Source organism: Micromonospora sp. WMMD714 (genome assembly GCF_029581315.1).
In the GTDB taxonomy this organism is placed as follows: Bacteria; Actinomycetota; Actinomycetes; order Mycobacteriales; family Micromonosporaceae; genus Micromonospora; species Micromonospora rifamycinica.
Genome location: NZ_CP120744.1, coordinates 3091970 through 3118969 on the forward strand (window position 1 = coordinate 3091970; position 27000 = coordinate 3118969).

Below are 27000 nucleotides of genomic sequence, written 5' to 3' on the forward strand. Positions count from 1 at the left end.
GGGAGCGCACCCGCTCCCAGCGCGTCGACCCGTGTTCGCACGGCGGTTCATTGTCGCACTGCCCGGACGACCGTCCAGCGGACACGTAGTCGGCGGCAGGCGAAAGGAACCGTACGTGAAATCAGCTCTCTCCGTCGTGCGCAGATCGCTGTCGGCGGGCGTGTTGCTCGTCGCCGCCGCGCTGCCGGCCGTGCTCGGGAACCCACTGCCGGCCTCGGCCGCCGTCCAGCAAACCTACTATGTTGCGCCGGACGGTGACGACGCCAACGCGGGCACCGTCCAGTCGCCGTTCAAGACCCTGCAACGCGCCCGGGACGCCGTCCGCACCGTGAACGCGAGCATGACCGGCGACATCCAGGTGTACCTGCGCGGCGGGCGTTACCCGGTGAGCAGCACCATCGAGTTCGGGGCGGCCGACTCCGGCACCAACGGTTACCGGGTCATGTATTCGGCCTACCCCAACGAGACACCGGTGCTCGACGGTGGTGTGCCGGTGACCGGCTGGACCCAGCACAGTGGAAACATCTGGAAGGCGCCACTCGACCGGTCCACCAAACTGCGGGCGCTCTACGTCAACGACAAGCGGGCGTTCATGGCGTCGAAGACGATCGGCTCGGCGGGCTGCTACGGGACGTACAACATCACGGCCGGGCAGGCGGCGTGGGCCTGGGAGTCGGGGTCGCAGTGTGACGGCGCGAAGTACAGCCTGAACGACTTCCCCGCCATCGCCCGCAACGCCGACGACATCGAGATCGAGACGGCCACCACCTGGACCACCGCCATCGTGGGGGTGCGTCAGGTGACCACGAGTTCCGACGGTGCCAACCGGGTGGCGCTGTTCCAGCAGCCGGGTGCCGCCATCGCCCAGGGGGCGTTCAACGGCAACGCCCAGACCGGCGGCTCGCACAAGGTCATGAACGCCTACGAGTTCCTGGACGCGCCGGGTGAGTTCCACTTCGACAAGAGCAGCCGGACGCTCTACTACTACAAGTCCAGCACGGAGAACATGGCGACCGCGTCGGTCTTCGCGCCGAACAACGTGACCACCCTGCTGCGGGTCGCCGGCACCTCGACGAGCAGCCACGCCCGCAACATCACGTTCTCCGGGCTCACCGTGCAGCACTCCGACTGGAACCTGTTCAACGTCGCCGGCTCGTCGTTCAAGCAGGCGCAGCAGGGCAACCTCGGGGCGCAGGCGTACGCGAAGCGGAACTTCCACGACTACTACTACCGCAACGTCGACACCACCCCCGGCATGCTCCAGGTGGAGAACGCCGACGGGATCCGGCTGGAGCGCAACCGGTTCCAGCACACCGGCGCCGACGGCGTCAACATGGTCAACGACGTGCAGAACAGCCAGTTGATCGGGAACGTCACCAACGACGTCGCCGGGTCCGCGGTCACCGTCGGCCACCCCCAGCACGTCTACATCGGCGACGGCACGTCGACCAACCGGGAGAAGTGGTCGCCGCAGGTCGAAGGGCTGCCCAAGAACATCGAGATCAGGAACAACTACCTGTACGACAGCGCGGTGCTGTTCAACGGGCACAGCCCCGTCTCGGCATACTTCGTGGACACCCTGACGATCCAGCGGAACCGGATCGAGAAGTCGCCGTGGTCGGGGATCACCCTCGGCTGGGGCTGGTGGAACTTCGACGGCTCGTCGGGCTCGATCGCGCCCAACCGGCCCACCACGACGGCCCGGAACAACACGATCAGCTACAACCACATCATCGACACGGTGCAGCGCCTGAGTGACACCGCGCCGATCTACACCCTGGGCAGCCAGCCGGGCACCACGATCACCAACAACTATCTGCAGGGTGTGCCGTCCGGTCACAAGTACGGCCTGCACCCGGACGAGGGTTCGGCGTACATCACGTTCCGGGACAACGTGCTGAGCGTGGACAAGAACATCACCTGGATGATCAACTCCGACGATTTCGGCCGGAAGCACGATCTGAGCATCACGCAGATCTACGGACCGATCAACAAGGTGTCGAACAAGAACCTGCCCAACAGCACGGTCAACGACATCATCGTCTCCTCCGACTACGTCTGGCCGGCTGCGGCGTACGCCATCGCGGCGAACTCGGGGCTGGAGGACGCGTTCCGGGACATCATTCCGGCGGCCAACCTGTCGCTGCCGAACTACGTGCTCCCGGCCAGCACGTTCGTCACGAGCGCGACGGCGTCGGTGCCGATCCGGAGCACCGGTGACGCGGCCAGGACGGTCTGGTTGGCTCCGGCCGGCACGACCACCTTCACCGCCGGCCCGACGATGACCAGGGCCGCCGGCACCGCCACCTCGATCGCCGTGCCGTCCACCCAGGGTGAGTACCGGCTGTTCGTGCTCGACGCGCAGGGCAGCCGGTCCGCCGAGTCGACCTCGATCGTCCGCCAGCAGGGTGGCGGCAGCAGCCAGCAGGGCGGTCGGCTGGTGGGCGGCCAGTCCGGGCGCTGCGTGGAGGTGCCCAACTCCTCCACCACCAACGGCACCCAGGTGCAGCTGTGGGACTGCGGCGGCGCCGCCAACCAGCAGTGGACCTACGGCGCCAACAAGCAACTGACCGTGTACGGCAACAAGTGCCTGGACGCCAACGGCGCGGGTACCACCAACGGCACCACGGTGATCATCTGGGACTGCCACGGCGGCACCAACCAGCAGTGGAACCTCAACGCCAACGGCACCCTGACCAACGCCCAGTCCGGGCTCTGTCTCGACGCCAACGGCGCGGCCACGGCCAACGGCACGAAGATCATCCTCTGGTCCTGCAACGGTGGCGCCAACCAGCAGTGGAGCCTGCGCAACTGACCGCACTCCCCGGGGCCGGGCCACTGCACCCGGCCCCGGGTCGTCGGTCGCGGCGGGCCGGAGCAGCCGCGCGGCATCGATGTCGCACGTCCGTCGCGCCGTGCGGCGTCGATGTCGCGCGGCTGTGCTGCCGTACGGCGTCGATGTCGAGCGGTCGTGGTGGCGTGGGGTCGTGATGTCGCGCGGCCGTCGCGTCGTGCGGCATCCATGTCGCGCGGTCGTGGTGCCGTGCGGTCGTGATGTCGCGCGTTCGTGGTGCGGTGCGACGTCGATGTCGCGCGGTTGTCGTGCGGTGCGGTGCCGACGTCGCGCGTCCGTGGTGCCGTAAGACGGTGACGCCGTGCGTCCGTCGGACCGCACGTCGGGCGGGCGGCCTGCGGATTCTGGGCCGCGCCGGCGGGTCGGCCGGCGGTGGAGCCGGGTCGCAACCTGCCGGACACAGCATTGACATGTTTCACTTTCCGGCCTAGGGTCTGGCCGAATCGATTCGACGTCGGGTACCGGTGCTCCGGCAGCGGTGTGCGACGGGGTGGCGTTCGGGCGCACGGGGTGGACCACCGATCGATTCGACGGCCAGCCGGTTCCGCCCGGGCAGCGGGACCAGCGGTTGGCCTCCACGGCGACGAGCCGGTCGGCGTCGTGGGCGCACCGAGCGTCTCCCGGTGCTCCGTCCTTGGCGGGTGCGGTCAGCGGGGGCAGTCGGGCGCACGTCGGGATCGCCGTGGCAACCCGTACCTGACATCAGTCCATGCCGAGTGGCAGGAGCCCAGCATCATGACAAGGCGTAGACCCATCCTCGGATCTCTCGCGGCGGCGGCGGTCCTCGTGCTGACCGTGGGCGCGACGGCCCTGGCCGGTGGCGCGACCGGTACGGCGGCGGCTGCCGAGGTCGCGGCGGCCGCGGCGACCCCGGGGTGCGGCAAGGCACCCACGTTGACCAGCGGCCAGCGGTCCATCCAGAGCAGCGGTCAGAACCGCAGCTTCATCCTCCGGATCCCCGACAACTACGACCGGAACCACCAGTACCGGTTGATCTTCGGGTTCCACTGGAACGGCGGTACCGCCAACGACGTCGACGGGGGTGGGTCGGACGGGGCGGCCTGGTCCTACTACGGACTGCGCCAGCAGGCGAACAACAGCACGATCTTCGTGGCCCCGCAGGGCAACGGCAACGGCTGGGCCAACCCGGGCGGTCAGGACGTCACCTTCGTCGACGACATGGTCCGGCTGATCGAGAACGACCTGTGCGTCGACACGACGCAGCTGTTCGCCCTCGGCTTCAGCTACGGCGGCGGGATGAGCTACTCGCTGGCCTGTTCCCGGGCGAACGTCTTCCGGGCCGTCGCGGTCTACTCCGGCGGTCAGCTCAGCGGGTGCAGCGGCGGCGGCCAGCCGATCGCGTACATGGGCATCCACGGCATCGGTGACCCGGTGCTCAACGTCTCCGCCGGTCGGTCGCTGCGGGACACCTTCGTCCGCAACAACGGGTGTACGGCGCAGAGCCCGCCCGAGCCGCGCGCCGGCAGCCTGACCCACATCACCACCACCTACTCCGGCTGCCGGGCCGGCTACCCCGTGGTCTGGGCCGCCTTCGACGGCGGGCACACCCCCGGCCCGGTGGACGGCGGCGGTGACAGCGGCGTCCGTACCTGGACCAAGGGTGAGGTCTGGCGGTTCTTCACCCAGTTCGACGGCACCACCCCGACGCCGACCCCGACGGCCTCGCCGACCGGCAACCCGACGACCCCGCCGCCGTCCGGCACGGGCGCGGTCCGGCACGCCTCCTCCGGTCGGTGCCTGGACGTCAACGGTGGCGCGCAGACCAACGGCGCGGCGGCGATCATCTGGGACTGCCACGGCCAGAGCAACCAGAGCTGGACCTCGACGGCCGCCCAGGAGCTGCGGGTCTTCGGCGGCAAGTGCCTGGACGTCAACGGCGCGGCCACCGCCAACGGCAGCTCCGTGATCATCTGGGACTGCAACGGCCAGGCCAACCAGCGGTGGCGGCTCAACGCCGACGGCACGATCACCGGGGTGGGCTCGGGCCGGTGCCTGGAGGTGGTCGGCAACGGCACGGCCAACGGCGCGCGTACCCAGATCTGGGACTGCAACGGCGGCGCGGGTCAGCGCTGGAGCCGGAGCTGAGCCCGGCGGACGTCCATCGACGGCACCGGTAGGCCCGACATCGCCCCGGTTGGCTCTCGCATTGACTGCATTCAATGCATAGGGTCACTGCTGTACGCGGTGGGTCGAGGGAGACCCGCCGGGGCGATGCCGCCTCCACCGTGCAGGATTCGACGTTTGTCTGGGGAGAACAGAGCATGAACGAACAACGGAACAGTCGGCTGTGGGCCCGATGGCGGCGGGCGGCCCGCGCCGCCGTCACCACAGCGGCGGTGTCCCTCGGGGTCGCCGCGCTCGCCGTGGGATTCTCGGCGGGCGCAGCCGTCGCGGGTGCCGGCGTGGCGGAGCGGGGCGCGTCGAGCGCCGCGTTCGCCGCCGAGGTGTCCCGGGTCACCGCCGGTGACCTGCACACCTGTGCGATCCGCACGGATGGCACGCTGTGGTGCTGGGGCGACAACTACGGTGGCAAGCTCGGTGACGGCACCACCACCAACCGGAGCACCCCGGTGCAGGTCGGCACCGCCACCACCTGGTCGCGGGTCGACGCGGGCACCAGCCACAACTGCGCGATCCGCACCGACGGCACGCTGTGGTGCTGGGGCGGCAACTACAGCGGGCAGCTCGGTGACGGGACCACCACGAGCCGGAGCACCCCGGTGCAGGTCGGCACCGCCACCACCTGGGCCGGCGTCAGCGCCGGGGCCAACCACACCTGCGCCGTGCAGACCACCGGCACGCTGTGGTGCTGGGGCCTGAACCGCAACGCGCAGCTCGGCGTCGGCACCTCCCCGTCCCGGGCGACCAGCCCGGTCCAGGTGGGTACGGGCACCACCTGGGCGAGCGTCACCACCGGGTACGCGCACAGCTGCGCCGTGCAGACCACCGGCACCCTGTGGTGCTGGGGCGACAGCACGGACGGCCAGCTCGGCGTGGGTATCCTGGGCTACCGGGCGACCCCGGCGCAGGTGGGCACCGCGACCACCTGGGCCGGTGTGACGGCCGGGCACGCGCACACCTGCGCGGTCCGCACCGACGGCACCCTGTGGTGCTGGGGCGAGAACGGGTACGGCCAGGTGGGCGGCGGCACCGGCGTCCAGACCAGCCCGATCCAGGTCGGTACCGCCACCAGCTGGACCAGGGTCGAGGCGAGCGTCGACTCGTCGTGTGCGCTGCGTACCGACGGTGGCCTGTGGTGCTGGGGCAACAACGGCTTCGGGCAGCTGGGTGACGGCACCACCACCCACCGGTCCGCCCCGGTCCGGGTCGGCACCGCGACCACCTGGACGCAGAACCTGGCCGTCAGCTACCACAGCTGCGGCGTGCGTACCGACGGTGGCCTGTGGTGCTGGGGTAACAACATGTCCGGGCAGCTGGGCGACGGCACCACCACCCACCGGTCCGCTCCGGCGCAGGTGGTCCTGCCGGGCTGACCGACGCCGTGTCCCGTCGACCCGGCCATCACCCGTCGGTGGTGGCCGGGTCGACGGGCGCGGGATACCCACCGGGCGTATTCATCTGATCTTTTCCGGCGACGCATTCCCGGATCGTGGTGGAGCTGTCCCGATTCGACGGTAAAGGTGCAGGGTCGGCCGTTGACCGGCGAACGGCACGGTGCCTAACATACGACGTCTAATCATTGACGGTCGCCGATTTCTATCCTGCGTGGGGTACGGCAGTCCGATGTGCGCCGTACCGCTCCGGGCCGGAAACGGCTGGGAGGCGAGTCAGATGTTCGGAGCAGAGAGTCGTCCACACGGCACCGGTGGCGGGGGGACACGCCGCCGACGGTGGCGCAGCGGATGGCGGCCACGTCGGTTGGCGGCGTCGATGGCCGGAGCGGCGGTGGCGGCGGCGGCCGTACTGACCGGATTCGCCTCCCCGGCCCAGGCGGCGACCGCCATCACGATCAACGGTGGGTCCGGTGGACGGGTGCTGGACGGGATCGGCGCGGTCAGCGGCGGCGGCGGCAACAGCCGGCTGCTGATCGACTACCCGGAGCCGCAGCGCAGCGACATCCTGGACTACCTCTTCAAGCCGGGCTACGGCGCGGCGATGCAGCTGATGAAGGTGGAGATCGGCGGCGACACCAACTCGACCTCCGGCGCGGAGCCCAGCCACGAGCACACCCGGGGCAGCATCAACTGCAACCGGGGCTACGAGTGGTGGATGATGGAGCAGGCCCGCGCCCGTAACCCCAACATCGCCCTGGTGGGCCTGGCCTGGGGAGCGCCGGGCTGGATCGGCAACGGCAACTTCTGGTCCAACGACTCCATCGACTACCTGGTGGCCTGGCTGGACTGTGCGGGCACCCACGGGTTGACCATCAACTACCTCGGCGGCTGGAACGAGAAGGGCTACAACACCGGCTGGTACAAGAACCTGCGCTCCACCCTCAACGCCCGCGGCTACAGCAACGTCAAGATCGTCGCCTCGGACGACTTCGGCTGGGGCGCCGCCGACGACTCGCTGCGCGACCCGGCGTTCGCCAACGCCGTGCAGGTCTTCGGCAGCCACTACGTCTGCGGCTACCGTAGCGCCCAGACCAGCTGCCCCAGCTCCAACAACGCCGTGTCCACCGGCAAGTCGCTGTGGGCCAGCGAGAACGGCTCCGACGACTACAACGCGGGGGCGCAGGCGCTCGCCCGGGGCATCAACCGGGGCTACCTCGACGGCAAGATGACCGCGTACATCAACTGGCCGGTCATCGCCGCCATCACGCCCAACATCCCGTGGGCGACCACCGGCGTGGCGGTGGCCCAGCAGCCGTGGTCCGGGGCGTACTCGATCGGCAAGAACGCCTGGGTGATGGGGCACACCACCCAGTTCACCGCCCCGGGCTGGCGCTACCTCGACGCGTCCAGCGGATACCTCGGCGGTAACCGCAACAACGGCAGCTACGTCTCGCTGAAGTCCACCAACAACAGCGACTACAGCACCGTCATCGAGACGATGGACGCCAGCGCGGCGCAGACCCTCGACTTCACCGTCACCGGCGGCCTGTCCACCGGCACGGTCCGGGTCTGGGCGACCAACGTGCGGTCGAACAACACCGCCGACCACTTCGTCCGGGGCAGCGACATCACCCCGAACGGCGGGCGCTTCTCGCTGACCGTCCAGCCCGGCTACGTCTACAGCATCACCACCACCAGCGGGCAGGGCAAGGGCACGGCGGTCAGCGCGGCGCAGGGCACCCTGAAGCTGCCGTACAGCGACACCTTCGACTCGTACGCCACCGGCCGCGAGGCGCGGTACCTGATGGACCAGCAGGGCTCCTTCGAGATCGCCGGCTGCGCCGCCGGCCGCACCGGGCAGTGCGTCCGGCAGATGTCCGAGCAGGCCCCGATCTACTGGACCTCCGGCCAGGCCGAGCCGTACACCCTGCTGGGCGACCTGAGCTGGCGCAACTACACGGTCTCCTCGGACGTGCTGCTGGAGAAGTCCGGCTACGCGCAGCTCATCGGGCGCGGCAACACCTACAACCACCAGGGCCCGCAGAACATGAACGGGTACTACTTCCGGGTCACCGACGGCGGGGCCTGGTCGATCCGGAGCAACAACACCAGCGGCAACTGGCGCACTCTGGCCAGCGGCAACACCTCGGCGCTGGGCACCGGGCGGTGGCACAACCTGTCGTTCACGCTCAACGGCAGCACGCTGACCGCCGCCATCGACGGCACCACCGTCGGCACGGCCACCGACTCGACCTGGGTCGCCGGCCAGATCGGGTACGGCACCGGCCAGGGCGTCACCGCCCAGTTCGACAACCTCTCGGTGACCGCCGTCGGCTCCCCGGGCACCCCGACCGGCGAGATCCGGGGTGCGGGCTCGAACCGGTGCCTGGACGTCAACGGGGCCAGCCAGACCGACGGCGCGGTGGTGCAGATCTGGGACTGCAACGGCGGCACCAACCAGCGCTGGTCGCTCAGCTCGACCAACCAGCTCACCGTCTACGGCAACAAGTGCCTGGACGTGCCGAGCGCCGCGTCGGGCACCCGGGCCCGGATCTGGAGCTGCACCGGCGGCACCAACCAGCAGTGGCGGCTCAACGCCGACGGCACCATCGTCGGGGTCGGCTCGGGGCTGTGCCTGGACATCAACGGCGGGGCCACCGCCAACGGCTCCGCCGTCCAGCTCTGGACCTGCAACGGCGGCAGCAACCAGCAGTGGATACGCGGCTGACCGCAGGCAACGCCACGGCGGGCGGTCCCGGTGTCACCGGGGCCGCCCGCCGCTGTGTCGTGCTCAGGAACCGGTCGGGGTCAGGCCGTTCGACAACTGACCGTCGGCCAGGTCCAGTTTCCGTTCGCCATGATGGTGATGCCGAAGTTGTTGCCGTTGCCGTTCGGCCTGGCGGTGACGGTGCCGCTCGTGCCGCTGACCGAGGCGTTCCAGCTGTTCTGGATGCTCTGGCCGCCGTTCAGGCCGAGACTGACCACCCAGTTGCTGGTGCCGCTGACCGCGACGTTCAGGTTGAACCGGTCACCCCACTGCTCGGCGGCCGAGAGCACCGCGGTGCAGTTGCCGCCGGCGGGCGGGGTGGTCGGGTTGGCGGTCGGCCCGCTGGTCGGGTTGCCGCCGCCACCCTCGCGGACGGTGATGTCGGAGCTGCCCTGGCTCTGGTAGCCCTCGGTCGCCATGATCTGGTAGCTGTGGTTGGTGCCGAGGTTCAGGCCGGCGCGGGCCCAGGCGTCGAAGTGGTTGGCGGTGGTGATGGTGCCGCTGCTGCGCTTCTGCTGCCGGACGCTCCAGTACTGGTAGAACGTCTGGATGCCGTCGATCGACGGGGCGTTGGTCCGCAGGCTACGCAGGATGTCGTAGGTGCCGCCGTCGGTGGTCACCGTGCCCAGCCGGGTGGCGCCGTTGCTCGGGTTGTAGCTGCCGAAGTTCTCGACCACGTAGTACTCGATGAGCGGGTTGCGGGTCCAGCCGTACAGGGCGAGGTAGGTGTTGTTGTTGCCCGGGTTGTAGGTGCCCGAGTAGCTGACCGTCCGCCGGGTGCCGGTGGCCCAGCCCTTGCCGCCCACCCAGTTGTTGGTGCTCCGGTCCCAGCTGCTGCTGTAGCGGCCGTCGGCGCGCAGCGTCATGCTGGCGTTGCCGTTGTCCTTCCAGAACGAGAAGAAGTAGCCGTTGTGCGTTCCGGTGAGGTTCGAGGTGAGGGTCCGGTCGTTCTCGGCGTACGCGTTGGGCGAGGCGATGAACGTGCCGGTGACGGCGAGCGCCGCGGCGCACGCGGCGCTGAGGAGCAGCCGGACGCGGCTCCTTCGCGGCCTGGTCGAGGTGTCCTTCATGTACGTTTTCCTCCTCGTGACAGCTGGCCGGAGCCAGCGACGCGGCGCGACCCGGCGGCCTGTCGGTGGCCAGGTGCGGCAGCCGGTCATGCGGTGTGTGTCACCACGCGGAGTCGTCCAGCGGAACCGGGGACGGGTCGCGGTGGGGTGGTGGCGACAGCATCGAGTGCTGTCGATGGCGACGGTAGGGTGTCGATCCTCCACCTGTCAACGACTTTCCGAAAGATTCCCGAAACTCTATCGTAACAAGATCGCTCGCTCCGACCGGGTTGCCGCTGGCCGGCGGCCGTGTCGACGGCTCGGACCCGGCCCGGTCGACCACGGTGGTGTGCCGGCCCGGCGGAGTGTTCGGGGCGGGTAGCTCGAAACTTCCGAGACCGATCCGTGATCCGATCCGTGCCACCCGTCCGACGTCGCCCCGCCTTGGGCCGGCTCCCGCCTTGGGCCGTCCCGGTCTTGGGCCGTCCCGGCTTTGAGCCGTCCCGGCCTTGAGCCGGACATGCCGGTCGGCGGCCGGGCCGACGCGATCGCGCCTCGGCCCGGCCGCCGGATCTGATCGGCGGACGTCGGGGTGGTCAGCCGAGGATCACGCCCGAGGCGCCGACACCGGCCATCCCGGAGATGATGTCCTCGTAGTACATCCGCCAGGCGCACTTGCGACCGGTGGGGACGTAGCCGGTGCAGGCCGTCAGCGTGTTGGTGTCGTCGATGGCGGTGTTGGTGCCGGTGGCCCAGACCTGGAGGGTGTTCGCCCCGTTGACGATCTCCACCGGGCCGCCGCTGTCGCCCTGGCCGACCGCGTTGGTGCGGGCGGTGCTCTCGGCCTGCACCTGGCCGCAGACGGTGGCGAAGTCACGCACGTTGATGCACAGGTCGCGGGCCCTGACCTGGATCGAGCAGCGGGTTCCGGAGTACGCCCCGGAGGTGCAGACGAAGTTGCCGACCTGGCTGGCCAGCGCGCCGATCACCTGGTTGTTGAACTCACTGACCACGTTGCCGGCCGCGTCGGTGCTGTTGTTGAAGACCCGCCCGCCCGCGCTGGCCGTCAGCAGCAGGGTGTCGGTGCCGGTGTTCCGGACGCCGACGGCGCCGATCGTCTGCCCGGTCGGGTCGGCGGCGACGACGTTGATGTTGGCGCAGTGCGCGGCGGAGAGCACCCGCGCCGCTCCGGCCCGGAAGACCCCGAAACCGGTCGAGCAGCCGCCACCGGTGGCGGTGTTGCGCCACGCGGCGCCGCCCCACCACGGGGCGGTGTCGTCCCACCGGGTGGCGGGCGCGGCGGCGACCCCGGTCTGCACGGTGACCGGAACACCGGCCAGGCTCGCCGCGCCGGGCAGCCCGTTCTGCGTACCGACGAGCAGGCCGGCGCCGTCGGCCCGCGGCCCGACCGTGGTGAGCCTGTCGCCGGCCGAACGGCGCAGCTTGGCCGCCGCGGCCACCAGCTCCCGCCGGGTGTACGCGGCGGGCAGCACCCGGGTCGGCACGGTGGTCCGGCTCACGGCCACCATGTCGGCCGGCGGCTCGCCCTTCCAGTAGACCTGCAACTGCCGGGCGGTGGGGTCGGCGACCACACCCGCGAAACCGGACTTCGGGTTGCGCTCCGCCAGGCTGGTGATCCGGGCGGCGGCGGTGTTCATCCGCTGCTGCAACGTCAGCAGTTCCTTCCAGGAGGCGAAGCCCCCGGGCACCGGCGTGCTGTCGACGAACGAACCGGTGGTGGCCGCCTTGTCGGGCAGCGCCGTGGGAGCGGGCGCGGCGCTGGCCGGTGCGGCGGCCACCCCCGCGACGAGCATCGTGACGCCGAACGCGGTGGTGGCGACGCGACGCAGCACTCCCGCCGACCGCGGTGCGGTCGGGTGTGGACGAGTCATCGGGTATCCCTTCCCCAGTGATCTGCGGTGCGGGCGTCAGCCCGCCCTGGGGACATTGACAGGTCACGGGGGTGTCCGGCGGTGCATCCTGGACACGGCTGGACACTCCCGGACAGCGCAGGACGGGCGGTCGTCGGTCAGCTGGGGCAGACGTGCCCCGACAGGCATCAACCTGCGGTCGGCGCAACAGGTCCGACGTGGAACTGTCATACATCGGCAATGGCCTACCGGCGTCGCCCGGCCGGTTCTACCCTCCCGGTGTCGCATCCGGGGCGACGGGGATGCCCGGGGGGTGGAGGCCGAATGTCCGACCAACGCCGAATGTCCGACCAACGGGGACCTGCGGGCACCCGGCAGCCTGCGGCCGGGGCGGTCCGCCCCGCGCCGGAGGCGCACCGCCTGGCCACCGACGCGCAGACCGTGCCGGACCTGGCCGGACTGCTGCGCCAGCTACGCCGCCGGGAAGCCCGGCAGCAGGGCGAGACGCCGCTGACCTACCGGCAGTTGGCGGCGAGGACCGGCTGGTCGCGGGGGGTGATCGGGGAGTACTTCGCCGGCAACATCCTGCCCCCGCCGGAGCGGTTCGACACCCTGATCCGGCTGCTCGGGGCCACCCCCGCCGAGCAGGGGGCGCTGGCCACCGCGCGGGACCGGGTCGAGGAGCGCCGCCGGCACACGAACCCGGACCACCCCGCCCCGGGCCGGCCCGCCCGGGCCACCGGGGCGCGGACCAGGAGCGGCGGCACCCGGGCCGGCACACCGGTGGCCCGGGTGCCGGTGCCGCGTCAGCTGCCCCCCGCCCTGCCCGGTTTCGTCGGCCGGGCCGCGCAGCTCGACCAGCTCGACGCCGGCCGCACCGGCCACGACGCGCCGGGCCGGGCCGGGCCGACCAGCACCGTGGTCCTGTCGGGTACGGCCGGTGTCGGCAAGACCACGCTGGCGGTGTACTGGGCGCACCGGGTCGCCGACCGCTTCCCGGACGGTCAGCTCTACGTCGACCTGCGCGGGTTCGACTCCACCGGTGCGATGGTCACACCGACCGAGGCGGTCCGGGGATTCCTCGAAGCCCTGGGCGTGCCGCCCGACCGGGTTCCCACCCACCTGTCCGCGCAGGTCGGTCTCTACCGCAGCCTGCTGGCCGACCGCCGGATGCTGGTGTTGCTGGACAATGCCCGGGACGTCGACCAGGTACGCCCCCTGCTGGCCGGCAGCCCGAACTGCCTCTGCCTGGTCACCAGTCGCCACCGGCTGGCCGGCCTGATCACCGCCGAGGGCGCCCGCCAGATCACCGTCGACCTGCTCAGCACCGACGAGGCGTGGGAGCTGCTCGCCCGGCGGCTCGGCGCGGACCGGCTGACGGTCGAGCCCGCCGCGGTCGACGAGATGATCGAACGGTGCGTACGGCTGCCCCTGGCGCTGGCCGTGCTCGCCGCGCGGGGAGCGGCGCATCCCACCTTCCCGCTGGCCACCATCGTCGCCGAGCTGCGCGAGGCGCCGCGCCTGCTGGACTCGTTCGACGGCGGGGACACCGGCACCGACGTGCAGGCGGTCTTCTCCTGGTCGTACCGGAACCTGACCCCACCGGCGGCGCGGCTGTTCCGGCTGTTCGGCTGCCACCCGGGACCGGACACCGGGGTCGCCGCGGCGGCCAGTCTGGCCGGCCTGCCCCGGGACCGGACGGCCCGGCTGCTGGCCGAGCTGGCCCACGCGCACCTGCTCACCGAGCACGCACCCGGCCGGTTCGTCGCGCACGACCTGCTCCGGGCGTACGCGGCCGAGCTGGCCGAGCGCCTCGAACCGGTCGAGGAGCGGCAGGCGGCCCTCCAACGTGGACTGGACCACTACCTGCACACCGCGCACGCGGCGGCCCTGCTGCTACAACCGGGCCGGGATCCGGTGGTGCCGGTCGCCGCCCTGCCCGGGGTGGCCCCCGAGGAGCTGCCCGACCACGGTCGGGCGCTCGCCTGGTTCACCGCCGAGTACCCGGTGCTGCTGGCGGCGGTCTCGTACGCCGGGCGCACCGGGTTCGACGGCCACGCCTGGCAGCTGGCCTGGGCGCTGGTGGACTTCCTCCAGCGGCGGGGGAACTGGCCGGAGCTGGTCGTGGCGCAGCAGGCCGCCCTGGCCGGGGCACGTCGGGCGGCCGACCTTCCCGGACAGGCGAACGCCCACCGCGACCTGGCCCGGGCGCTGAACCGGTTGGGTCGGGTGGACGAGGCGGTCGAGCACTACCGACAGGCCCTGGCCCTGTTCGGCGGGCTGGGCGACCACACCGGGCAGGCCCGCACCCATCGGGCGTTCGGCGCGATGCTCGACGGGCTCGGCCGGCACGCCGAGGCGCTGGAGCACGGGCAGCGCGCCCTGGCGCTGTACCGGGCCGCCGGCCACCTGGCCGGAGAGGCCAGCGCCCGCAACGCGGTCGGCTGGGCGTTCGCCCAGCTCGGCCGGTACGGGCCGGCGCTCGACCACTGCTCGCGGGCGCTGAGGCTGCTGGCCGCGACCGGTGACCGGCACGGCGAGGCGAACACCTGGGACAGCCTCGGCTTCATCCACGACCGGCTGGGCCACCACCGGCGGGCGATCCGCTGCTACGGCCGGGCGTTGGTGCTGTACCGACGGATCGGCGACCGGTACGACGAAGCGGACACCCTGACCCGGCTCGGTGACACCCGGCACGCACTGGGGGACGTCCACGGTGCCCGCCGGACCTGGCGGCGGGCGCTCGCCATCTTCGAGCACCTCGGCCACCCGGACGCGGCCCGGGTCCGTGACCTGCTGACCCCGGCCGCAGCGGGGAGCCCGGCGGCGGACTGACGGCCCGTCGCCGCCCCGGCACCGGGGCGGGCCGGGGCGGCGACGGTGGGTGGTCAGCTCGTCGTGCAGCTCGGGGTGGGGGTGCCGGGGTCGCCGGTGGACGAGCCGAGGAACCCGAACGTGGTGCTGGTGCCGGGGGCGAGTGCCCCGTTGTAGGAGACGTTGCGGGCGGTGACCGTCGTGCCCTGGCTGGTGACCGTGGCGTTCCAGGCCTGGGTGACCCGCTCGCCGTTGGCGTACGTCCAGGTCACGGACCAGTTGCTGAGCGCGGCCGGGCCGGCGGTGACCCGTACCTCGCCCTGGAATCCGCCGGGCCAGCGGCTGGTGACCGTGTACGTCGCGGTGCAGCGGGGGGTGGCCGGCGGCGGGGTCGTGGTGGCCGGTGGCGTGGTGGTGGGCGGCGGGGTGGTGGTGGGCGGTGGCGTGGTGGTGGGCGGTGGCGCGGTCGTCGGCGACGGGGGCGGGGTGGTGACCGGGCCGCCCCAGCCGGCGGTGGAGTCCAGCCAGGCCGCGCGGCGCAGCATCCAGTCCCGCATGGCCTGGACCTGGCCCTGCCAGGTCGGCGCGGTCGGGGTGTAGAAGGGGCCGACCATCGGTGCCGTCAGGTTGGGCCACCGTTGGAAGTTGCGCTGGGCGCCGTTGGTCAGCGGTGCCGCCAGGGCGTCGATCCGCGCCTGGAGGGCACTGTCGGCGAGCAGGCCCCGGCGCAGGCTCTGCCAGCGGGACCGGAGCTGGTTGACGAAGGCCGGATCGCGTACCAGCTGTGGGAACCAGTCGTTGGCGACCGGTTGCCGGGTCTGCTGGTACTGCCAGCCGGCGATCTGGTCGTTGCCGAAGTAGCCGCCGACGCCGAAGGTGAGGTCGTAGTCCCACAGCGGGCCGGCGAAGATCTTGGTGTCCCGGTCCTTGTAGAAGTACGCGCTGCGGATGTAGGAGTCCATCTCCCGGCTGAGTTCGTTGAGGACCATCTGGTCCACGAACGAGTCGACGTCGATGTACTTCCGGTAGCCGGTGAGCGGGTCGGCGGAGTTCGCCGCCCGCAGCACGTCGTGGAACTCCTGGACGTGGCCCCGCAGCCAGTCCCGCTGGGGTGCCTGCAAGGGGGACGGATCCCGTACCTCCAGGTAGTTCCAGCAGGTCTCCGCCGGCCCGGTGCAGGTCAGCGTCGGCTCCTCGGCGGCCAGCCACTCGAAGCTCCAGATGTACCCGCCCTGGATCTTGGGCAGGGTCAGGTCGTCCTCGTCGAGCTGCTTGAGGTTCAGCCGGTTCTTGGCGTTCTTGATCGTCTCCACCAGCATGTAGACGCCCATGTAGTCACCGGCGGCCACCGGGGCGGCGTCGGTGTTGAGGTAGAACTCGACGAACCTGTATCTCGGTGCGGGCATGCCCATCTCGCGCCCGAGATCGTAGACCAGCGCCTCCCGGATCAACGCCTTGTCGCTGAACGGCCCGCGCAGCACCCAGTCGGAGTCGGCCGGCATGCCCAGCATCGGATAGTCGGCGTCGTCGTTGTCGTTGCCCCGCAGTTCGACGCGGTACGGCGTCTTCTCGAACGACGCCGACGACTGGCCGCGCAGGTGGAACCCGGCGCGGGTGGCGACGGTCGGGGTCGCCGCCAGCGAGGTGGTGCCGCCGCCCGGCTCGAAGACCATGGCGGTGGCGTCGAGGTACTCGCGACCGGGCTTGCCCGCCCCGTACGAGTCGAGCAGGACCACCGGCAGGTCGTGGGCGGTGGCGACGTTCTGGGCGACGTACATGGCGGTGCCGGGCATACCGGAGGCGGTCTGGCCGACGAAGGCCTGGACCCGCAGCTGGGTGGTCCGGGTGAACCGCAACGGTGTGCCCGCGTACAGCGGTGACTGCGCGGTGGGCGGTCGGCCGTCGGTGGTGTAGCGCAGCTGCGCGCCGCTGACCGTGGTGCTCAGCGACACCGTCACCTCCCCCTGGAAGGTGCCGCTCGGCCGCGAGAAGACGATGTCGCCGACGAGGTCGTCCGCTGCCCCGGCGGCGGCCAGGGCGTCGGCGGCGGAGGTGTCCAGTCCCGTGGTGACGCCGGCGCGGGTGGGGGGCCGGGGGGACGGGCCGGCGTCCGCCTGTGCCGCGTACGGCACGAGGAGCCCGGTGACGAGCACGGCCACGATTCCGGCGCTGCGCCGGGAGGGGGTGCGAACGGTCAGACGCACGATGTCTCCTGTCCGGTTCGGATGACGCGGGTGGGCGGCCCCGCCGGGACCGGTGGCGGGGCCGGCCGAAAGTGCCGGCGCAGGGTCCGTCGCCACGGTGTGTCCGGCAGCTCCGGTCGCAGGGCGGCGAGGCCGGTGGCGTACTTCGAGATGCGGGCGGGTCTGGTGCCGCCCTGCCACAGCAGCCGGTCGACCGGGGACGCCGCCGATCGGGTCTTGGTCTCGACCACGGCGACAGCGGGCAGGTGCAGGGTGTGGTGGTCGTCCTGCCAGCACAGGTCGGTGTCGATGGTGACCCGGCTCTCGGTCGTCGGCAGCAGCAGCGTCGTACGGCGGTAGCGGGTGACCAGCACCGGTTCGAGGTGACCGCCGACGGGGGCGGATCGGACCGAGCCGTGGCCGAGCGCCCGGTCGACGAACTCCCGCCCCGACCGGACGGTGCGACGGTCCTCCGGCCGGTACGGCAGCCGGTGCTTGGTGACCAGCCCGCGGGAGCCGCTGAGCTTGACCTCCAGCCAGCACTCGGCCGAGTCGAGGTAGGTCCGGGTCCGCACCTTGAAGCGCCGCCGCCGCCGGTACGCCGCACCGTGGTAGCTGGCCAGGCCCGGGGTGTCGAAGTACACCGACTCGTAGCGGAAGGACCGTGCGCCGTCGATGTCCAGCACCAGGGCGTGTGGGACGAGCCGGTCGAGCAGGCCCGGCAGCTCGTCCAGCGCGACGAGGTACTTGCGGTCCACCCGGCTCTGCAGCGCGGCCCGCTCGATCAGCTCGGCCAGCCCGACGCCGGGCAGCTCCGCCAGCGCCGGTGTGAACGGCGGCGGGACCGTCGGGGCGCGCCCACCGGGGACCGGCGGGCCGGCGACGGTCGCCGGGACGGGACCGCCGCCGGCGGTCACCGGCGCCGGGTGGTCCCCGACGGTCGCCGGAGCGGATTGGCCCGTGCCGGCCGGACCGGTTGCGACCTGCGACATCTCTCGGATTCCTCCTGGCTCGTCGGCGGTCGGGTCCGACGTCGCCTGCGTCAGCTCGGGGGAAAGCCCCCGGCGGGACGGCCGGAGCCGATCACATTTTCGGTAAACTTTCGGTGACTATTTCGGTACTGTAAGTCGAACATCGGGTGACGTCAATATGCTGGTCCAGCTCCGGCGACTGACCAGGCTGCCTGTCGACATTCCCCGACATGGCTGGATGGGCGTGGTGGAGGCGGCGGTGGGCCACTCTCCCGACAGGGAATCCCGGGTCGGCTCTCGAAACTTTCGGCCTTCGGTGGCGGTCGAGGGTCAGAACAGGGTGAGCGGACCGACCGGGATCGGCTCGCTCAGAGCGGCCAGGTGCGGTAGCCGGACCCGTACCTCGTCGTGGAAGCGGCGGGCGAGCAGCGGCGCGTCGGCGTTGTCCGGGGTGTGCACGAACATGGTCGGCGAGCGGCCCTCCCGCAGCCAGTCGGCGGTGGTCTCCACCCAGTGCCGCCAGCCCTCGACGGTCTCCGTCTCGGCGTCCCGGCCGAGGTACCGGACGATGGGCCGGTCGGTCAGCGCGACCGACCGCAACGGCATCCGGGGTTTCTTGCCCCACGCCTCCCGTTCCGCCTCGCTGGTCGGCGGCCTGCGGAAGAACGCGGTGGTGTCGAACGGGATCCACTCGGTGCCCGAGGGGGCCAACGCCTCCTCCAGCAGCCGGGTGGCGCGGGGGTCGGTGAAGAAGGCGGGATGCCGGACCTCCACGGCGTACCGGTGGGCCTCGGGCAGCCGGCGCAGGAAGTCGGCGAGCACGGGGACGTCCGACGGGGTGAACGACCCCGGCAACTGGAGCCACAGGGCGTGCACACGGCTGCCGAGTGGCTCGATGGCGTCGAGGAAGACCCGCAGCGGCCCCTCGGCGTCGACGAGCCGCCGCTCGTGGGTGACGGCCTTCGGAAGTTTGAGGACGAAGCGGAAGTCCGGCCCGGTCTGCCGGGCCCAGGTCGCCACGGTCTCCCGGGCCGGGGTCGCGTAGAACGTGGTGTTCCCCTCGACCGCGTCGCACCAGCCGGCGTAGTGCCGCAGCCGCTCGTGGGCCGGCAGCGGGTGGGCGATCAGCCGGCCCTGCCACGACCGGTGGGTCCACATCGCGCAGCCGACGTGTAGCCGCATGATCCCGATCCTCCCGCAGCACCGACCCGATCCGTCGCCGCACGGTATCGGAGCGGCACCGGCCCGCGTCGGGCGGCCGGCACGACGGCGGGGTACCGGTGCGGCGGCCCGCCCCGGGATCGGGACGGGCCGCCGCGACGGCGGATCAGGTGATGGAACCGAGCAGGAAGGTGGCGGAGCAGGTGACCCCGCCGACGTTGGTGTAGTAGGCCAGGTACTGGCGCTGCACGGTGCCGTCGGAGTTCACCACCTGCTGGTAGTAGCTGCTGGTGATGCCGAACTGGCAGGTGCTGGCGGCGACCGCCGGGTTGAGGCCGGGCAGGTAGACCAGCGTCGTCGGGTTGGCGTTGTTCCACACCGATCCGCCGCTGGCCGACGGCGCGAGCGTCCCGGCGGACCAGGTGGTCGAGGTCGAGGTGCTGCCCAGCAGGGCGTTGCCGGCGCAGGTGATGGTGCCGACGTTCTTGACGGTGAAGTAGAACCGCCGCTCACCGTTGGTCTGCCGGGAGTACCACGAGCTGGTCACCTCAAGCTGGCAGCCGGTGGTGCTGGTGGCACCGCTGGGTGCGATGCCGGGCAGGAACGCCACGTTGGCCGGGTTGTTGTTCCACACCGAGGTGACCGAGCTGCCCGGGGCGATGCCGCCGAGCGCCCAGGTGGCCCCGGAGGTCAGCGAGCTGAGCATGACCTGGGTGCCGCAGGCGATGGCGCCGGTGTTGCGAATGGTCCAGTTGAACCGGCGCTCGCCGCTGTAGAGCTGGGTGTACCAGCTCCGGGTCACCTGGAACTGGCACGGCTGGCTGGTGCTCGCCCCGGTCGGGGAGAGCCCCACCTGGTAGACCGCTCCGGCCGGGTTGTTGTTCCACTGCCAGTTCTGGGTGGCGCCCGCGGCGAGGGTGCCCGAGTACCACGAGGCGACCAGGGTGGTCTTGGCGGCCCGGTCGGCGGTCTGCCCGCCGGCCTCGGGGGCGGCCGACGCGGCGGTGGCGGCGAGGGCGGTGGTGACGAGCAGTGCGGCGGTGGTGAGGGCGGCGAGGCGTTTCATCGTTCTGAGCATGGGGGGACGGGACCTCCTCCGGTCACAGTGACCGATTTCGATAACTTGCCCCATCGATGTTGCGGTACGAGATCGCGGAATCACGGCGAGTGTCGGGATTTACTCACCACCGAGTTTCGTCAACCTCTGGTTGACGGTGGGCCTTCGTCAACCTATGGTTGACGCATGACGGAATCCGCGAAACTCCCGAACCCGGTAAGCCTCGACGAGCTGATCCAGGCGATCAAGAAGGCCCGCCCCGACGCGCTCGACCAGCTCAGCGACGCGGTGCTGGTCGCCGACCACCTCGGCGACCTCGCCGACCACCTGATCGGCCACTTCGTCGACCAGGCCCGCCGTTCCGGCGCCTCCTGGACGGAGATCGGCAACAGCATGGGGGTGAGCAAGCAGGCCGCCCAGAAGCGCTCCGCCACGAAGGCCGACGCGGCGGCGGCCCTGGACCCCAACGCCGGTTTCAGCCGCTTCACCCCCCGGGCCCGCAACGTGGTGATCGCGTCGCAGGAGGAGGCCCGCACCGCCGGCAACCTGGAGATCCGACCGGAACACCTGGTGCTCGGCCTGCTGGCCGAGCCGGACGGCCTCGCCGCCAGGGCTCTGGTCGCCGAGGGGCTGAGCCCGGAGGCCGTCCGCGAGGCCGCCACCGCGCCGCTGCCCGCGCGGGCCGACGACGTACCCGCCCTGATCCCGTACGAGGCGCAGGCCAAGAAGGTCCTCGAACTCACCTTCCGGGAGGCGCTCCGCCTCGGTCACAACTACGTCGGCACCGAGCACATCCTGCTGGCCCTGCTGGAGTGGGAGGACGGCACGGGCGTGCTGTCCGGGCTGGGGATGACCAAGGACCGGGCCGAGACCCAGGTGGCCGCCGCCCTCGCCGGGCTCGCCGGCGGGCAGTGACGGCCTGCGGGCCTACCGTCCCGGTGGCCGTGGCCGGACGCGACAACGGGGGCGCGTCCGGCCACGGCCGGGGTCACTCAGTCGACCGCGGGGAATCCGTACCGCAGCGCGTGCTCCGGGTCGGCGGGGTCGATCTGGCGCAGCCCGGCATCGGCGAGGCGCTTGTTCACCTCGTCGAGCTGCTCGCGCACCAGGCGGGCCTCCTCCTCGGTGACCCGCCCCCGGTGCGGCCTGCCGGCATGGTCGAGGGTGCCATAGTCGATCTTCTCGGCGCTCTTGCGGGCCTTCGGCGGGCGGACCCGCTCGGCCGTCTTCAACAACTGGGCCATCGGCGTGTCGGTCGCCATGGCGTCGAACTCACTGGCGGTCAGCACCACCCGGCGGGGCTCCCCACCGGCGTGCCCGTCGTGGATCTCGACCACCGCCACGTCGAGTGCTGCATCGTCGAGGCTCTCCACCTCGGTCACCGTGGCGTCCAGCTGCACGGGCCCGGCCACCAGGTCGGGATGCTCCAGCACGACGACCCGGACCACCTCGTCGTCGGGACGCAGCACCGTGCCACTGAAGTCGGAGACGTGGATCGTCTTCTTGCCCATGCGCTGCGCTTCTCCTGTCGCTGGCCGGAATCGACCACAAGACGCTACCCGACAGGTGTGCGAACGCCCCGGCCGGACACCCCGGCACGACTGTCGGCAGGTGGTGGATCGCGCTGCGGCGGCCCCGCGCTGTCGCCCGTGGGCGGTGGCGGTGCCGGCCTGTCCGTGACGGATCTGTGGAAGGGGTCGGGTGTGGATCCGGCGTGGCGGATCCGGTGGCTCAGTGGGCGGTGAGGCCGCGCCGGGACGAGCAGCCGGCGGGCAGGCTGTCCAGCTCGGCCCAGGAGAGCAGGGGGTCGGCGCCGTGCCGGCACCGGGCCTCCCGGTAGCGCGGTTGGGCGGGGAACCGGCCCGTGGTCTCCGCCGTACCCCAGATCGGCGGGCTGTCCTGCTGGTATCGGTCATTCGTTTGTCTTGGCATGACCATTACCGTCCCAAAGAAAGGTGTACATGTATGGAAATAGATATGACGCACGGTCGATGGACCGGGTTCCGGGCAGGCTAGGGTCACGATCCCGCTCGTCCCTACCCGTGCGGCGGCGTCGGTAATCCGACGCGCGACGGGACCGATCGGCGTACCGTGGATCATGGAAGTGTCGTCACCGGGGAGGGGCGGGCGGTGCTGGACCGGCGGTTGCACCTGCACCTGGTGACCTGGCTCGGGCAGTGGCCGGCCGGGCCCGGCCTGCACGTGGTCGGCTCGCGGCGGCGGACCCGCCCGGCCTGGGACGGCCGCCCGCGTCCGGCCGTCGCGGTCCGGGCCGGTGACAGCACCGTGCTCTCCGTGCCGCCGCACCGGGTCGAGGCCATCCGGGTGCTGGCCGGACGACCAGGATCCGCGCTGTACGAGGCCCTGCCGGCGACGGTCGGGCAACCGGGCTGGGTGGTCAACGACGACGTGTTCCGGTGGTGCCTCGCGCCGGCGGCCCTGCCCGACGTCGGGACCTGGACCGCTCCCACCGATCCGGCCCTGCCGCGCTGGCTGCGCCTGTTCGACAACGACGTGCTCGTGGTCCGTGACGCCGACGGCGGTTACCTGGCCGGCGTCGGGATCAAGCGGCACGACGCGCACGGGCAGGAGCTTGCGGTCGGCACCGCGCCCGCGGGGCGGGGCCGGGGACTGGCCCGTCGGCTCGTCGCCCAGGCCGCCCGCCGGGTGCTCGACGAGGGGGCGGTCCCGACCTACCGGCACGATCCCGCGAACATCGGCTCCGCCCGGGTCGCCGAGGCGGCCGGTTTCCCGGACCGGGGCTGGTCCTCGTACGGCGTCTATCCGCCCTGACCGGGGCGGCGGACGAGCGGGGTGCGGGCGCGGACCGTGGATCCCGGGCCGGATCCACGGTCCGCGGCCTGTCCCAGGCCCCACCGAGACCGGCGCGGGTGCCGGTCGCCCTCAACGGCGGTCACGCTACGTGCTTGTGTGGCCGCGATGCAAGGGTCATGCGGCGGGTTGCTGCTGTCCGAAAGTGGACTTGACCTGCGGTGGGAGGAAAATGCCGACCTGTGCACCGGTAACTCAGGGTGCGCGGTGCGGGTGTTCGGGGGCACGGGTGGTGCTGGTCGCGGAAGCTGTCAGGGGTCAGCGGTATGGTCGGGCGTCGCGGCGAGGGTCGGCGCGGGCGGGCCGGGCGGCCGGCTGACCAGGAGTGGACGGGCATGCAGCTACCGACGCCGAGCGGGGGGCACGGCCGGGTGGTGCTGAACCCGGTGGGTGACCTCGACATCGCCACCGTCCCCGGGCTGGAGCGCGCTCTCGACGAGGCCCTCGACCGGCCCGGCCTGCTGGAGATCGTCGTCGACCTCGCCGCCGTCACCTTCCTCGACTCCACCGCGGTGGCCGCGCTGCTGCGCGGAGCGGCCGAGGCGGTCGGTCGGGGCGCCACCCTGCGGCTGACCGAGCCGCAACCGGTGGTGGCACGGGTGCTACGGATCACGGCGGTCGGTCCGCTGCTCGGCCTCCCCGGCGACCACGGCGACCCGGCCCCCTGGCGTCGCTGACACCCGCCCGTGGCGGCACGACGTGGCCGACCCGCCGGCCGCCCGCCGCCGCTGCAGCCCGCCGCCGGGCGTCCGCCGCCGCAGGCCGCCGTCCGTTCAGCCGGTCAGGCCGAGCGCCTCGGTTGCCGCGCGACCGTTGGCGTGGCTCGCGCCGTAGGTGGTGACGAACGCCCGCACCCCGGCCGGCCGCCACCGCCCCGGCCAGCCCATCTCCACCACCGTCACGGGGTGCGTCCCGGCCAGCGCCGCGACCAGGGCCGGACCGCCGGGTAGCCGGTGGAGGTTCCGGCCGACCAGCACGATCGGCCGGTCAGCGGCGAGTCGGCGTACCGCCGCCGGATCGGTCTCGGTGCTGACCACCCGGACCTGCTCGACGGCACCCAGGTGCGGACCCAGCCCCCAGGGCACCCGCCCCTCGGCAATGGTGGCGTCGGCGTGCACCTGCACGACCAGGGGGTGGTCGAACCCGGTCAGATCACCCTCCACCCGGACGGCCCGGCGCGCGGCCTCGTACCCGATGCCGGTCGGGACAATAGAGGTCGGCCCGCTGCCCGTCGGCCCGCTGCCCGTCGGCCCGCTGCCCGTCGGCCCGCTGCCGGTGGGTCCGCTGCCCGTCGGCCCGCTGCCGGTGGGGACGGGGCCGGGTCGGGCGGGGCCGGGTGGGACGGCGCGGCAGGTCCAGGCGGCGAGCGCGGCCGTCCGGGCGGCGGCCTGCTCCACCCGTCGCCGATCCAGCCGGCCGTCCCCGATCGCCCCGACGATCTCGGCCACCACCCGCTCGACCAGCGCGGCGTCGACCTTCGCGCCCAGGCAGAGCAGGTCCGCGCCGGCGGCCAGGGCGCGGACGGCGGCCGACCCGACCCCACCCGCGGCGACGGCCGCCCCCTTCATCTCCAACGCGTCGGTGACCACGACGCCGGTGAAGCCGTACTCGCCGCGCAGCAGGTCGACCAGGACGGCCCGGCTGAAGGTGGCCGGCCCGTCCCCGGTCAGCGCCGGTACCCGGATGTGCGCCGTCATGATCGCCTGCACGCCCGCGTCGACGGCTGCCGCGAACGGCGGCAGGTCGCGCTCCCGCAGCAGCGCCGGACCGGCGTCCACAGTGGGCAGCTCGTGGTGCGAGTCGGTGACGGTGGCACCGTGACCGGGGAAGTGCTTGGCGCAGGCAGCCACGCCGACCGACTGGAGACCCGTCACGGCGGCCGCCGCGTGGGCCGCCACCCGGGCCGGGTCGGCGCCGAACGCACGGGTGCCGATCACCGGGTTGTCGTCGGCGGTGTTGACGTCGACCGTGGGGGCCAGGTCGACGGTGACACCGACGGCGGCCAGCTCAGCGCCGATCGCCGCGTGGATCCGCCGGGTCAGTGCGGTGTCGTCGACCGCGCCGAGCGCCGCGTTGCCCGGGTACGGGCTGCCGGTGGCGTGGGCCAGCCGGGTGACGTCGCCGCCCTCCTCGTCGATGGCGACCAGCACGTCGGACCGGGCGGCCCGCAGCGCGGCGGTGCTCGCCGCCAGCCGGGCCGGGTCGTGCACGTTGGTGCCGAACAGGGTGTGCCCGGCCAGCCCGCCGGCGACCAGCTCGACCGCCCAGTCCGGCGGCAGCGGCCCCGGGTACGCGGCCAGCAGCGTGCCCAGCACCAACCGGCGCAGTCCGGCATCCCGCCCCACCTGGACCTCCTCTTTCCCCGTCGTCCGACCCGCTCCGCCCGTCCCGTCCCGACCCGCCCGCCCGGCCTGCCCCGCCCGGCCCCATCCGACCCGACCGGCGCAGGCGGCCCGGTCGCCTCCGGTCCCTCGCCCGGTCGTCCCCGGTCCACCGCCCGGCGGCCGGCAGCGCCGGACGGCACGAGTGGCGTCGCGGGCGGCCGAGTCGTCGGAGTTCCCCGTTTCGAGGTGGCCGATACGCTACGGACAGCCCTGATCAGCGCGCTTCGGTTAGCAGAGTTTACGGAAAACCAGAGGACATGGCATGAGTGCGACCCGGCTGCCCGGCACCCCCCGACTGTTGCGGGCGCTCAACGACCGTGCGGCGCTGGAGCTGCTGCTCGAACGCGGCCCGCTCACCCGGGCCCGCCTGGGCGAGCTGACCGGCCTGTCCAAGGTCACCGCGTCGCAGCTGGTCGAGCGGCTGGAGGAGCGGGGGCTGGTGGCCCGGGTCGGCGAGCAGGCCGGCGGGCGGGGGCCGAACGCGCAGCTCTACGCCGTCCGGCCGGGCAGCGCGTACGTGGTCGGGGTGGACGTCGGCGCGGAACGGGTGGTGGCCGCCTGCGCGGACATCACCGGTGCGGTGGTCAGTCAGGTCGAGCAGTCCACCCGGGACACCGACGACCCGGTCGGCGTGGTGCACACCGCGGTGGTGCAGGCGGCCAGCCGGGCCGGCGCGCAGCTCGACAGCGTACGGCGGGTGGTGCTCGGCACCCCCGGCCTGGTCGACCCGGCCACCGGGGACATCACCTTCGCCTTCAACCTGCCGCGCTGGCACCGGGGGCTGCTCGCCGCGCTCCGCGAGGACCTGCACACTCCGGTCGTCTTCGAGAACGACGTGAACCTGGCCGCCGTCGCCGAGGCGCAGTCCGGCGCGGCCCAGGGGCTGGCGGACTTCGTCCTGGTCTGGGTGGGCGCCGGCGTGGGTCTGGCGATCATGCTGGGGGGCCGGCTGCACCACGGCAGCAGCGGCGCGGCCGGCGAGATCGGCTACCTGCCGGTGCCGGGAGTGCCGATCCCCCGGGACGTCTCGCGCCGGGCCAAGCCGGCGTTCCAGCAGCTCGCCGGGGCGGACGCGGTCCAGGCGGTGGCCCGTGAGCACGGCATCGACGCACCCGACGCGGCCGAGGCGGTGCGCGCCGCCATCGCCGCCGGCACCGCCGGTGGCCCGCTGCTCGACGAGCTGGCCCGCCGGCTCGCCCTCGGGGTGGCCAGCACCTGTGTGGTGCTGGACCCGCCGCTGGTGGTGCTCGCCGGTGAGGTGGGGCAGGCCGGTGGCGCGGCGCTGGCCGAGCGGGTGCAGCAGGAGGTGGCCGCGATCACCCTGGTCCGGCCCCGGGTGGTGCCCACCGGGGTGACCGAGGAGCCGATCCTGCGGGGGGCGCTGCGCACCGCGCTGGACGCGGTGCGGGACGAGGTGTTCGGGTCGACGGTCGGCTGACCGTCGACCCGACGCTGGTGTGCCGGCGGGCGGGAGCGGCGGGGCACGGTCCCGGAACCGCGCCCCGCCGTCGCCCGGCGGGA

At 72.4% G+C, this 27000-nt stretch carries 18 protein-coding genes; 9 read left to right on the forward strand and 9 right to left on the reverse strand.

Annotation, left to right across the window (positions count from 1 at the left end; genetic code table 11):
* The first annotated feature begins 115 nt into the window (after positions 1–115).
* The 4 genes from O7625_RS13785 (at position 116) to O7625_RS13800 (ending at position 9118) form a co-directional block, all read left to right on the forward strand.
* Complete coding sequence (locus O7625_RS13785) at positions 116–2815, forward strand: RICIN domain-containing protein (protein WP_282346308.1); 2700 nt, start codon at positions 116–118, stop codon at positions 2813–2815.
* Between the two features lie 774 nt (positions 2816–3589).
* Positions 3590–4960: a ricin-type beta-trefoil lectin domain protein gene (locus O7625_RS13790; RefSeq protein WP_282346310.1), complete on the forward strand. Its 1371-nt coding sequence runs from the start codon at positions 3590–3592 to the stop codon at positions 4958–4960.
* 176 nt (positions 4961–5136) lie between these two features.
* The gene (locus O7625_RS13795; RefSeq protein WP_282346312.1) at positions 5137–6369 is read left to right on the forward strand and encodes a hypothetical protein; all 1233 of its coding nucleotides are present in this window, start codon (positions 5137–5139) and stop codon (positions 6367–6369) included.
* Between the two features lie 397 nt (positions 6370–6766).
* On the forward strand, positions 6767–9118 hold the full coding sequence (locus O7625_RS13800) for a ricin-type beta-trefoil lectin domain protein (RefSeq protein ID WP_282346314.1): 2352 nt from the start codon (positions 6767–6769) through the stop codon (positions 9116–9118).
* An 80-nt stretch (positions 9119–9198) separates the two neighbouring features.
* Here O7625_RS13800 and O7625_RS13805 read toward each other — a convergent pair whose 3' ends face one another.
* Positions 9199–10227, reverse strand: coding sequence for a glycoside hydrolase family 11 protein (locus O7625_RS13805; RefSeq protein ID WP_282346316.1), 1029 nt, complete (start codon positions 10225–10227; stop codon positions 9199–9201).
* A gap of 575 nt (positions 10228–10802) precedes the next feature.
* Complete coding sequence (locus O7625_RS13810) at positions 10803–12098, reverse strand: hypothetical protein (RefSeq protein WP_282346318.1); 1296 nt, start codon at positions 12096–12098, stop codon at positions 10803–10805.
* 321 nt (positions 12099–12419) lie between these two features.
* Here O7625_RS13810 and O7625_RS13815 point away from each other — a divergent pair, with 321 nt between their 5' ends.
* Positions 12420–14912: a helix-turn-helix domain-containing protein gene (locus O7625_RS13815; protein ID WP_282346319.1), complete on the forward strand. Its 2493-nt coding sequence runs from the start codon at positions 12420–12422 to the stop codon at positions 14910–14912.
* A gap of 53 nt (positions 14913–14965) precedes the next feature.
* On the opposite strand, the gene O7625_RS13820 is transcribed toward O7625_RS13815, so the two are convergent.
* The 4 genes from O7625_RS13820 to O7625_RS13840 form a co-directional block, all read right to left on the reverse strand.
* Positions 14966–17095 carry a CotH kinase family protein gene (locus O7625_RS13820; RefSeq protein ID WP_348774003.1) on the reverse strand — a complete coding sequence of 710 codons (2130 nt, stop codon included), beginning with the start codon at positions 17093–17095 and terminating at the stop codon, positions 14966–14968.
* The gene (locus O7625_RS13830) at positions 17086–18066 is read right to left on the reverse strand and encodes a VTC domain-containing protein (protein WP_282346320.1); all 981 of its coding nucleotides are present in this window, start codon (positions 18064–18066) and stop codon (positions 17086–17088) included. Before O7625_RS13830 ends, O7625_RS13820 begins: the two co-directional genes overlap by 10 nt.
* Before the next feature lie 309 nt (positions 18067–18375).
* Entirely contained in the window at positions 18376–19203 is an 828-nt protein-coding gene (locus O7625_RS13835) for a DUF72 domain-containing protein (RefSeq protein WP_282346941.1), read from the reverse strand.
* Positions 19204–19372: 169 nt separating this feature from the next.
* Complete coding sequence (locus tag O7625_RS13840; RefSeq protein ID WP_282346321.1) at positions 19373–20284, reverse strand: hypothetical protein; 912 nt, start codon at positions 20282–20284, stop codon at positions 19373–19375.
* A 165-nt stretch (positions 20285–20449) separates the two neighbouring features.
* On the opposite strand from O7625_RS13840, the gene O7625_RS13845 reads away from it, so the two are divergent.
* Positions 20450–21178 carry a Clp protease N-terminal domain-containing protein gene (locus tag O7625_RS13845; protein ID WP_282346322.1) on the forward strand — a complete coding sequence of 243 codons (729 nt, stop codon included), beginning with the start codon at positions 20450–20452 and terminating at the stop codon, positions 21176–21178.
* A 77-nt stretch (positions 21179–21255) separates the two neighbouring features.
* On the opposite strand, the gene O7625_RS13850 is transcribed toward O7625_RS13845, so the two are convergent.
* The gene (locus O7625_RS13850; protein ID WP_067305900.1) at positions 21256–21774 is read right to left on the reverse strand and encodes a hypothetical protein; all 519 of its coding nucleotides are present in this window, start codon (positions 21772–21774) and stop codon (positions 21256–21258) included.
* A 220-nt stretch (positions 21775–21994) separates the two neighbouring features.
* Positions 21995–22195 carry a hypothetical protein gene (locus O7625_RS13855; RefSeq protein ID WP_067305940.1) on the reverse strand — a complete coding sequence of 67 codons (201 nt, stop codon included), beginning with the start codon at positions 22193–22195 and terminating at the stop codon, positions 21995–21997.
* Between the two features lie 198 nt (positions 22196–22393).
* Between O7625_RS13855 and O7625_RS13860 the strand changes: the two genes are divergently transcribed.
* Together O7625_RS13860 and O7625_RS13865 are read left to right on the forward strand one after the other, a co-directional pair.
* On the forward strand, positions 22394–23056 hold the full coding sequence (locus O7625_RS13860) for a GNAT family N-acetyltransferase (RefSeq protein ID WP_348774016.1): 663 nt from the start codon (positions 22394–22396) through the stop codon (positions 23054–23056).
* 374 nt (positions 23057–23430) lie between these two features.
* Positions 23431–23772, forward strand: coding sequence for an STAS domain-containing protein (locus O7625_RS13865; protein ID WP_157746966.1), 342 nt, complete (start codon positions 23431–23433; stop codon positions 23770–23772).
* 96 nt (positions 23773–23868) lie between these two features.
* Here the strand turns inward: O7625_RS13865 and O7625_RS13870 are convergent, their stop codons facing one another.
* Complete coding sequence (locus O7625_RS13870; protein ID WP_282346330.1) at positions 23869–25440, reverse strand: glycoside hydrolase family 3 N-terminal domain-containing protein; 1572 nt, start codon at positions 25438–25440, stop codon at positions 23869–23871.
* Between the two features lie 301 nt (positions 25441–25741).
* Here O7625_RS13870 and O7625_RS13875 point away from each other — a divergent pair, with 301 nt between their 5' ends.
* Complete coding sequence (locus O7625_RS13875) at positions 25742–26917, forward strand: ROK family transcriptional regulator (RefSeq protein WP_282346332.1); 1176 nt, start codon at positions 25742–25744, stop codon at positions 26915–26917.
* The last annotated feature ends 83 nt before the right edge of the window (positions 26918–27000 follow it).